Consider the following 878-nt stretch of genomic DNA (forward strand, 5'->3'; position numbering starts at 1 on the left):
ATCAAAGGCCGCACCGAGGAGGCTGTTGCGGCTTTGCTTCGCGATGCGCTCGCCGTCGAGAACGCCGGGGCTTTCTCGGTGGTCATCGAAGGCACGGTCGAGAGGGTCGCCGCCGATATCAGCCGCCGCCTCGCCATCCCAACCATCGGCATCGGCGCCAGCGGCGACTGCGACGGCCAGATCCTGGTCACCGACGACATGGTCGGGCTGACCGTCGATCGCGTGCCGAAATTCGTCAAGGAATACGCCGACCTGCGCAACGCGATCTCGCATGCCGCAAAGAGCTATGCAGCAGAAGTGCGAAACCGGACATTCCCGGGCCCCGGCCATGTCTTTTCGGCGACAAACAGCAGGGATGACGCATGAGCCAACCCGTCGTCGTCGATAGCGTTGCCGCACTTCGCACGCAAATCCATGACTGGCGCCGTGACGGCCTTCGTGTCGCCATGGTGCCGACCATGGGCGCTTTGCACGACGGGCACATCTCGCTGGTCAGGATCGCACTCGAAAAAGCCGAGCGCTGCGTCGTGTCGATCTTCGTCAACCCGACACAGTTCGCGCCGAGCGAAGACCTCGACAAGTACCCGCGCCAACTCGCCCGCGATCTCGACCGGCTCGGCGCGGCAAAGGCCGACCTTGCTTTCACACCGACGGTTGGCGAGATGTATCCCGCCGGCTTCGCCACGAAAATCTCGGTCGGCGGCCCCTCCGCCGGGCTCGAATCGGACTTTCGGCCGACCTTTTTCGAAGGCGTCGCCACCGTCGTGGCAAAGCTCCTCCTGCAGGCAACGCCCGACTTTGCGGTCTTCGGCGAGAAGGACTACCAGCAGCTTTGCGTGGTGAGACAGCTCTGCGGCGATCTCGACCTGCCCGTCGAG

The 878-nt window shown here is 64.2% G+C and carries 2 protein-coding genes; both read left to right on the top strand.

Going from position 1 to position 878, the window contains the following annotated elements; translation table 11 throughout:
• A partial coding sequence (locus EN879_RS37475) for a 3-methyl-2-oxobutanoate hydroxymethyltransferase (protein WP_206521109.1) occupies positions 1-366 on the top strand: 366 nt, incomplete at its 5' end.
• Positions 363-878 (top strand): pantoate--beta-alanine ligase (locus EN879_RS37480; protein ID WP_164774920.1); only part of this gene is annotated, 516 nt, incomplete at its 3' end. The genes EN879_RS37475 and EN879_RS37480, both read left to right, overlap by 4 nt.

Source organism: Mesorhizobium sp. M7A.F.Ca.AU.002.02.1.1, assembly GCF_003998535.1.
Classification (GTDB): Bacteria; Pseudomonadota; Alphaproteobacteria; order Rhizobiales; family Rhizobiaceae; genus Mesorhizobium; species Mesorhizobium ciceri.